Origin of the sequence: Asanoa sp. NPDC050611 (assembly GCF_040654855.1) — a bacterium.
Lineage (GTDB): Bacteria > Actinomycetota > Actinomycetes > Mycobacteriales > Micromonosporaceae > Asanoa.
Window position 1 is genome coordinate 1 of sequence record NZ_JBFAIU010000336.1, and the last position, 8,149, is coordinate 8,149.

The 8,149-nt window shown below is 71.9% G+C and carries 6 protein-coding genes and 1 tRNA gene; 3 read left to right on the plus strand and 4 right to left on the minus strand.

All coding sequences use genetic code 11. From position 1 onward, the window contains the following. Positions 1–80 precede the first annotated feature (80 nt). The 3 genes from AB0H87_RS33930 to AB0H87_RS33940 all read right to left on the minus strand — a co-directional run bounded on the left by AB0H87_RS33930 (position 81) and on the right by AB0H87_RS33940 (position 3,285). Complete coding sequence (locus tag AB0H87_RS33930; RefSeq protein WP_360155164.1) at positions 81–1,247, minus strand: branched-chain amino acid ABC transporter substrate-binding protein; 1,167 nt, start codon at positions 1,245–1,247, stop codon at positions 81–83. A 206-nt stretch (positions 1,248–1,453) separates the two neighbouring features. Further along, positions 1,454–2,647 carry a hypothetical protein gene (locus tag AB0H87_RS33935; protein WP_360155166.1) on the minus strand — a complete coding sequence of 398 codons (1,194 nt, stop codon included), beginning with the start codon at positions 2,645–2,647 and terminating at the stop codon, positions 1,454–1,456. Positions 2,648–2,655: 8 nt separating this feature from the next. Continuing rightward, positions 2,656–3,285 carry a response regulator gene (locus AB0H87_RS33940; RefSeq protein ID WP_360155169.1) on the minus strand — a complete coding sequence of 210 codons (630 nt, stop codon included), beginning with the start codon at positions 3,283–3,285 and terminating at the stop codon, positions 2,656–2,658. Between the two features lie 107 nt (positions 3,286–3,392). On the opposite strand from AB0H87_RS33940, the gene AB0H87_RS33945 reads away from it, so the two are divergent. The 3 genes from AB0H87_RS33945 to AB0H87_RS33955 all read left to right on the plus strand — a co-directional run bounded on the left by AB0H87_RS33945 (position 3,393) and on the right by AB0H87_RS33955 (position 6,950). Further along, positions 3,393–3,468: transfer RNA gene (locus AB0H87_RS33945), tRNA-Leu, on the plus strand. 71 nt (positions 3,469–3,539) lie between these two features. After that, positions 3,540–6,503 (plus strand): glycine--tRNA ligase, encoded by a 2,964-nt coding sequence (locus tag AB0H87_RS33950; protein ID WP_360155171.1) that lies wholly within the window; start codon positions 3,540–3,542, stop codon positions 6,501–6,503. Between the two features lie 57 nt (positions 6,504–6,560). After that, positions 6,561–6,950 (plus strand): nuclear transport factor 2 family protein, encoded by a 390-nt coding sequence (locus AB0H87_RS33955; protein WP_360155174.1) that lies wholly within the window; start codon positions 6,561–6,563, stop codon positions 6,948–6,950. Here AB0H87_RS33955 and AB0H87_RS33960 read toward each other — a convergent pair. Beyond that, positions 6,947–8,149, minus strand: a 1,203-nt coding sequence (locus AB0H87_RS33960) for a bifunctional diguanylate cyclase/phosphodiesterase (RefSeq protein ID WP_360155176.1), incomplete at its 5' end; no start/stop codon positions are given. The two genes, AB0H87_RS33955 and AB0H87_RS33960, sit on opposite strands and share 4 nt — an antisense overlap.

The window sequence follows — 8,149 nt, forward strand, 5'->3', positions numbered from 1 at the left end:
GGAGTTCCCGATGCGCGCGCGCGACCTCAACTACGCGCACCCCGACCAGGACTGATCTGGTTCGTTCGCTCAGCCATGGATCAGGCCTTCGGGATCTCCTTGTCGGGCGCCCAGGCGCCGTCCTTGGCGACGTAGGCCCAGACGCGGACCTGGGTCGGGTCGAGCTCGCCCTTGTCGGTCCACTTGTAGGTGACACCGGTGGCGGCGCCGGCCTTGTTGTAGCTGGTCAGGAACGCCTGGATGTCGGCACGGGTGGACTTACCCTCGCCGATGGCCTCGAGGAAGATCTTGGTGAGGTCGTAGGCGACGTCGGCGTACACGCCCGGAGCGGCGTTGTACTCCTTCTGGAAGTCCTGGACGAAGGTGCCCTTGGCGGCGGTCGCCGGGGCGCACGGGCAGGTCGCGACCGCACCCTCGACGTCGGCCTTACCGGTCACCGACAGCATGTTGGCGTCGTAGATGCCGTCACCGCCGACGAAGGTGCCCTTGTAGCCGCCGGCCCGCAGCTGCTTGAGGAACGGGCTGGCCTCCTCGGTGTAACCGCCGTAGAAGAGGGCGGTCGCGCCGGAGGCGGTCACCTTGGTGACGATGGCGCTGAAGTCCTGCTGGTTGTCGGTCGCCTTGTCGGTCGCGGTGACCAGCGGGCCGAGCGCCTTCTTGACCTCGTCCGCGAGACCCGCGCCGTAGGCCGACTGGTCGTCGACGACGAAGACCTTGGTCGGGTTGAGGCCCTTGATGTAGGACGCGGCCGCCGGGCCCTGCGAGAAGTCGTTGCCGACGCCGCGGTGGAAGATCTTCCAGCTCTGCTCGGACAGGCTCGGCCGGGTGGCCGACTGGGTGATGACCGGGAGGCCGGCCTGCTGGAAGGTCGGGTTCGCGGTCTCCGACTCACCGGAGAACGCGGGGCCGACGATGCCGACGACCTTGGCGTCGTTGACGGCGCTGGTGGCCAGACCGCCGGCGAGCTCCGGCTTGCCCTGCGAGTCGTAGGCCTGGATCGAGACCTTGCAGTCGGCGTGCTCGGCGTTGTACTGCTTGACGGCCATGTCGGCGGCCTGCTTGCCGGGTGTCACGAGACCAGCGTCAGCGCCCGAGAGCGCGCCGAAGAAGCCGATCTTGAGGTCGCACACCTTGCTCGCGTCGGAACTGCCGGAACCGCCCTCGTCCTGCTTACATGCAGCCGCGCCGCCCATGACGAGTGCCGCGAGAGCGACACCGCCGATAGCGCGTACGAAAATCTGCCTCAAGGCTGAAGCCCCTTCTCCATCCATCAGCCCGCCGTCGCGGGCCGGGAGGTTGCAACGACGAACCGGACCGTTCACCCGGTCTGGGCCGGGACGTTATCCCACTACAGCGACCAACGTAAGGCCTCACTAGGCGCGTTGACGCAACCGTTACTTAGGGTGTCGGAATTGGCTCGCCTGGTGTCACAGTCGACGGTCGTACGCCGAGGTCACGCCGTTGGGAATTGGCTGACCCAAATGCCGCTGTCGCTGCCGTCGTCGGTCAGCAAGAGGAGGATGTCTCCGGCTCCGCCCACGGAAACGGCGGTGTCACCGCCGGGTCCGACCTGGACAGGGGTGGCCACGCTGTGCCAGTCGTTACCACGCAGGTCGCCCGTCCACAACCGATGACCCTCGGCGCCGACGGTCGCGACGACCAGCCGCCCGGCCGCCTCGAGCATCGCGAAGCCGTCGACCCCGGCGACCGCCCCCGTGCCCGTGTCGCCGAACTTCGTCGCGCCGGACCAACCGGCGGCGCCGGTCAGGTCGCCGCGCCAGGCCGCGAACGCCGTGCCGGCGGTGCCGAGGGCGACCAGGCCGTCGGGGGTACGGGCGATGCGCTGTGTCTGTTCGTCCTCGGGCGTTCCAGGGAGTGGGACGCGGGTCCACGCGGCCGCATCGGCAGAGGTCCATACGTAAGGATCCCGGTCGATCCGGTCGCGCGCACGCCCGCCACCCGTGACCACCCAGCCGGTGGGCACCGCGACCGTGTCGCCCGAGGTGGTGATCAGGTCGGGCGAGTTGGCCAGTGGCGCCAGGTCCTCGTGGATGGTGAACTCGGTGGCGTCCGGCGACGTCCACACGGTCGCGCCGCCCGCCCGGTTGCCCGCGATCAGCCAGCCGCCCGGGCCGCCGCCGGCGATCCGGTTGACGCTGACCTGGCGGCCGCCGCCGTACAACTCGAAGTCCGTGGACGGCACCGCCACGAGCGTGCCGTCGGTGCGGGCGTAGAAGGTGCGCACCCGCGGGTTGCCGTGCGCTCCCCCGCTCTTCGCGCCGATCGCGGCGACCAGGCCGGCGCGGCAGCCGAGCGCGTAGATCACGCTACGGATGGCGTAGTAGTCGTTGACCGTGTCGACCGGCGCCGCCGTCCAGCCGGTCGCGGCCGCGGGGTCCGTGGTGCGCCAGAGCGCCGGCCGGGTGTCCCCCGCCGGTGTGCGCACGCCGCCGGCCACGTACCACGCCTGCCCGCACCGGATCGCGTCCCGGACGAGGACCCGGCCGGGTGGGCCCGGCGGCACGGGCAGGGTCAGCTGCTTCCACTGTGGAGAAAGTGGCGCCGGTGGTGGCGGCGGCTCCGCCGCGTCGCAGCCGGCCAGTGCGAGGAGCAGCGCAACGAGCACGAGCCGGGCCGTCGCGCGCATCCGGCGGCCTAGCTCGCGTCGGTGGGGGTCTCGGCGGCCGCGGAGCCGCCGGCGCCCTCGGCCACGATCCGGTCGGCGACCTCGCGCATCGTCATCCGGTGGTCCATCGCGGTGCGCTGGATCCACTTGAAGGCCTGCGGCTCGGTCATCCCGTAGGTGGTCATCAGCGCGCCCTTGGCGCGCTCGACGCTCTTGCGGGTCTCGAGCCGGTCGGCCAGCCCGGCCACCTCCGACTCGAGGGAGCTGATCTCGGCGTACCGCGAGAGGGCGATCTCGATCGCGGGCACCAGGTCGCTCTTCTGGAACGGCTTCACCAGGTAGGCCATCGCGCCCGCGGCGCGGGCCCGCTCGACCAGGTCGCGCTGGCTGAACGCGGTCAGGATGACGACCGGGGCGATCCGCCCGCCGGCGATCCGCTCGGCGGCGGCGAGGCCATCCATGATCGGCATCTTGATGTCGAGGATGACGAGGTCGGGCTTGAGCTCCTCGGCCAGCCGCACGGCGGTCTCGCCGTCGGCGGCCTCGCCGACCACGTCGTAACCCTCTTCGATGAGCATCTCCGAGAGGTCGAGCCGGATCAGCGCCTCGTCCTCGGCGACCAGCACGCGCCGACGTTCGGCAGTCTGCGACTCGCCCACGAAGCCTCTCCCCAGGTTGCAACCGCGACCGGCCTGTCCGGTGTCGCGCTCCTTAGCGTAGTAGGTAGGCTGAGTGCGCTTCATCCTCGCGGTGGTCAACATCCGCGGTCCCCGTAGCCCAATGGCAGAGGCACGGAGCTCAAACCTCCGACAGTGTCGGTTCGAATCCGACCGGGGGCACCACCGGCCCCACCGGCCCCAGCGGTGCCGATCAGTAGACTCGTTGGGGACAAATCCCCATCAAGGAGTCATCGATGCTGACCATGCAGGACGCCCTGTCCCGGCTTTCCGCCTACTGGGTCGACCAGGGTTGCCTCACGGTCCAGCCGACGAACACCGAGGTCGGTGCCGGCACGCTCAACCCCGCGACGTTCCTGCGGGTGCTCGGCCCCGAGCCGTGGCGGGTGGTCTACGTCGAGCCCTCGGTGCGGCCCGACGACTCGCGCTACGGCGAGAACCCCAACCGGATCCAGACGCACACCCAGATGCAGGTGATCCTCAAGCCGGACCCCTGCAACTCGCAGGAGCTCTACCTGGGCAGCCTGGCCGCGCTGGGCATCGACGTCGCCGCGCACGACGTGCGGTTCGTCGAGGACAACTGGGCCTCGCCGGCGCTCGGCGCCTGGGGCCTGGGCTGGGAGGTCTGGCTCGACGGCCTGGAGATCACCCAGTTCACCTATTTCCAGCAGGCCGGTGGGGTCAACCTTGACCCGCCGTCGGTGGAGATCACCTACGGCATGGAGCGCATCATCATGGCGCTCCAGGGTGTGCGGCACTTCAAGGACATCGAGTACGCACCCGGGGTCAGCTACGGCGAGATCTTCGGGCAGGCCGAGTACGAGATGTCCCGTTACTACCTCAACGACGCCGACGTGGCGACCAACCGCCTGCTGCTCGACCAGTACGCCGCCGAGGCGCAGCGGATGGTCGACGCCGGCCTGCCGGTGCCCGCGCACACCTATGTACTGAAGAGCTCGCACGCGTTCAACGTGCTCGACTCCCGCGGCGCCGTGTCGACCTCCGACCGGGCCGCCGAGTTCGGCCGGATGCGCCGGCTGGCCGGCGAGGTCGCCAAGCTCTGGATCGCCCGCCGGGAGGAGCTCGGCCACCCGCTGGGCGTCACCCCGCCCACCCCGGCCGCCGACGTGCCCGCGGCCGTCGAGGGCTCGCCCGGCCTGCGGCAGCTCGTCTTCGAGGTCGGCACCGAGGAGATGCCGCCCGCCGAGGCCCGCGCCGCCCGGGAGCAGGTCCGCCGCGAGCTGACCGAGCGCCTGGCCGGCACCCGGCTGGCACACGGCGAGATCACGGTGCTGGCCACCCCGCGCCGCATCGTCGCCGTGGTCGACGCGGTCGCCGACCGGGAGCAGGACCACGTCCGCACGGTTCGCGGGCCGAAGGTCTCCGCCGCGTACGACGCCGCGGGCGAGCCGACCCCGGCCGTGCGGGGCTTCGCCCGGTCGCAGGGCGTCGAGCTGGGCGACCTGGCGCAGCAGGACGTCAACGGCGTGGCACACGTGACGGTCGTGAAGCACGAGGCGGGCCGGCCCGCCGCCGAGGTGCTGGCCGACGTGCTGGCCAAGGTGGTCACCACGCTGCGCTCCGCGAAGAACATGCGCTGGAACGACCCCGCCCTGTCGTTCACCCGCCCGATCCGCTGGCTGCTGGCCCTGCGCGGCGACGAGGTCGTGCCGTTCGCCGTCTCCACGCTGGCCTCCGGCCGGGACACCCGGGTGCACCGCACGGCCGAGACGCCGGTCGTCACCGTCAACAGCGCCGAGATGCATCTCGACACCCTGCGGGCGCACGGCATCGTCGCCGACCCCGACGAGCGCCGCACCGAGATCGTGGCCGCGGCGCAGCGGTTGGCCGCCACGGTCGGCGGTGAGATCGACGTCGAGGGCGAGCGCGCGCTGATCGACCAGGTCACCTACCTGATCGAGCAGCCGACCCCGCTGCTCGGCCGGTTCGACGAAAGCTACCTGCGCCTGCCCGAGGCGGTGCTCGCCACGGTGATGCGCAAGCACCAGCGCTACCTGCCGGTGCGCGGCGCCGACGGCGGTCTGCTCCCTTACTTCGTCACGGTGGCCAACGGCGACATCGACGAGGACCTGGTGCGCACCGGCAACGAGGCGGTGCTGCGGGCCCGGTACGAGGACGCGGCCTTCTTCTACCGCGCCGACCGGGACACGCCGCTCGAAGCGATGCGGGAGCGCCTGGAGCGGCTGACGTTCACCGACAAGCTCGGGTCGATGGCGGACCGGGCGGCCCGGATCAGCACGCTGGCCCGTACGCTGGCGACCTCCTTCGCGCTGGGCGGCCACGACCGCGACACCCTGGGCCGGGCGGCCGAGCTGGTCAAGTTCGACCTGGCCGCCCAGCTCGTCACCGAGATGACCAGCCTGGCGGGTGTGATGGCCCGGGACTACGCCGCGCACGCCGGCGAGCCGGCCGCGGTCGCCGAGGCGGTCTTCGAGAGCGAGCTGCCCCGCAACACCGGCGACGCGGTGCCGTCGCACGTGCCGGGCGCGGTGCTGTCGCTGGCGGACCGGCTCGACCTGGTCGCCGGCATGGCCGCGACGGTCGGCCTGCCGACGGGCAGCAGCGACCCGTTCGCCGTGCGCCGGGCGGTGCTGGGTCTGCTCGCGGTGCACCGCGGCGGCCTCGTGCCCGTGAGCCTGACCGAGGCCCTGTCCGCCGCGGCGGCGCTGCAGCCGGTCGAGGTGCCCGCGCAGGTGCTTGCCGACACGGGCGAGTTCCTCACCCGCCGGCTGGAGCAGGTGCTGGTCGAGGAGGGCCAGCCGATCGACCGGGTCCGCGCGGTGCTGCCGCACGCGGACCGCCCGGCGCTGGTGGACCAGCTGCTGCACCAGCTCGACGAGCTGGTCAAGGACGAGCGCTTCCGGGCGCTGGTGGAGGCGATCCAGCGGGCACGCCGGATCGTCCCGGCGGGCACGCCGGCGGACTACGACGCGGCCGCGCTGGTCGAGCCCGCGGAGCGCCGCCTCGACGAGGTGGTCCGCACGGTCGAGGTCCCGGGCCCCGACCTGGTCGCGTTCCTGTCCGCCGCGGGCAAGATCACGGAGCCGGTCAACACCTTCTTCGACGAGGTGTACGTGATGGCCGAGGACCCGGACCTGCGCCGCGCCCGCCTCGGCCTGCTGGCCACGGTCCGCGACCTGGGCGCCGGCATCCTGGACTGGGACCACCTGCGCATGTGACGAGACATCGGGGCCGGGCCTTGGCGCCGGGTCTCCGTGCTGGGACCATCGTCCGCTGTGACGAATCCACAGGAGATCTTCCAGCGGTACGTCCATGCCGGAGCGATGTCGCGGGATCCTGACGCGCTGGCCGCGCTGTTCACGCCGGACGGTGTCTACGAGGCGCCGCTCGCCGGCGACGGTGACGTGTTCGCGCGGCGGCTGGCCGGGCGGGACGCGATCCGGGCCGGCATGGCCGCCGCGTACGCGCGGATGCCGTCCGCCGGCGACGATCCCGTCGACCCCGCCGGCACGTCGTTCACGCTGCACACCACCGGCGATCCCGACGTGTTCGTCGCCGAGATCGACACCGCGCTGCGGTCCGGCGCGCGGATGTCGCTCGTGCAGATCTTCCGCGTCCGGGACGGGCTGATCCACCACCTCCGCGACTACTTCGCGCGGTTCTAGGCCGCGCGGTCGCGCGCGGCGCGGGCCGACAGCCACGCCGGCAGTTCGTCGCCCGGCATCGGGCGGGCCGTGTGGAAGCCCTGGGCCAGGTCGCAGCGCGCGTTGGCGAGCAGCTTGTGGGTGATGTCGTCCTCGACGCCCTCGGCGACCGTGCGGATGTGCAGCGACCGCGCGAGCTCGATCGTGGACCGGACGATCGCGGCGTCGTCGCGGTTGTGCGCCATGCCCGCGATGAACGACCGGTCGATCTTGATCTCGCTGATCGGCAGGCGGCGCAGGTGTTGCAGGGACGAGTAGCCCGTGCCGAAGTCGTCCAGGCAGATCGTGACGCCGAGGTCCGCGATCCGGCGCAGCGGCGCCTGGGCCCGGCGGACGTCCGCGAGGATCGCGCTCTCGGTCAGCTCGATCTGGATCTGGCCCGGCGGGATCCGGTGGTACGCGATCCGCTCGGCGAGGTGGTCGATCAGCTCCTCGCTGTAGAGGTCACGGGTGCTGACGTTGAGGGACGCGCGCAGCGGGACGCCGGCCTCGTTCCACGCCGCGACCTGCGCGGTGACCCGGTCGATCATGCGCCGGGTCAGCATCACCATGACCGGGGTGTGCTCCGCCAGGCCGACGATGTCCTCGGGGCTGACGGGCCCCACCTGCGGGTGGTTCCAGCGCAGCAGCGCCTCGACGCCCTCGACCTCGCCGGTGCTCAATGACACCTGGGGCTGGTAGTGCGCCCGCAGCCGGGCCACGTCGTCGACCTCGAGCGCGCGCCGGAGGTCGGCCAGCAGGCGCAGCTGCGCCGGGCTGGCCCGGTCGGCCCGCACGTCGTACGTGGCGATGGTGTCGCCGTGCTGTTTCGCCTCGTACATCGCGACGTCCGCGTGCCGCAGCAGCGTGTTGAAACCCTCGCCGTCGTCGGTCGCGACGCCCACCGACGCGGTGACGTCGACCCGCAGGCCCTCGAGGTAGACGGGCTGGTTGAGGTTGCGGACCACCGCCTCGGCGAGGCCCCGCGGGTCGTCGGTGCGGGCCAGGATCGCGAACTCGTCACCACCGAGCCGCGCCGCCACGCCCGTCTTCGGGTCCACCCGGGGCAGCCGCCCGGCGACCGCGACCAGGAGCTGGTCGCCGATGTCGTGGCCGAGGGCGTCGTTGACCTGCTTGAAGCGGTCGAGATCGAGGACCAGCAGGCTCGGGCGTACGGGCTC

Coding starts and splice junctions, on each gene's coding strand:
- AB0H87_RS33935 (WP_360155166.1), bottom strand. CDS start 2,647: ATGCGCGCGACGGCCCGGCTCGTGCTCGTTGCGCTGCTCCTCGCACTG.
- AB0H87_RS33950 (WP_360155171.1), top strand. CDS start 3,540: ATGCTGACCATGCAGGACGCCCTGTCCCGGCTTTCCGCCTACTGGGTC.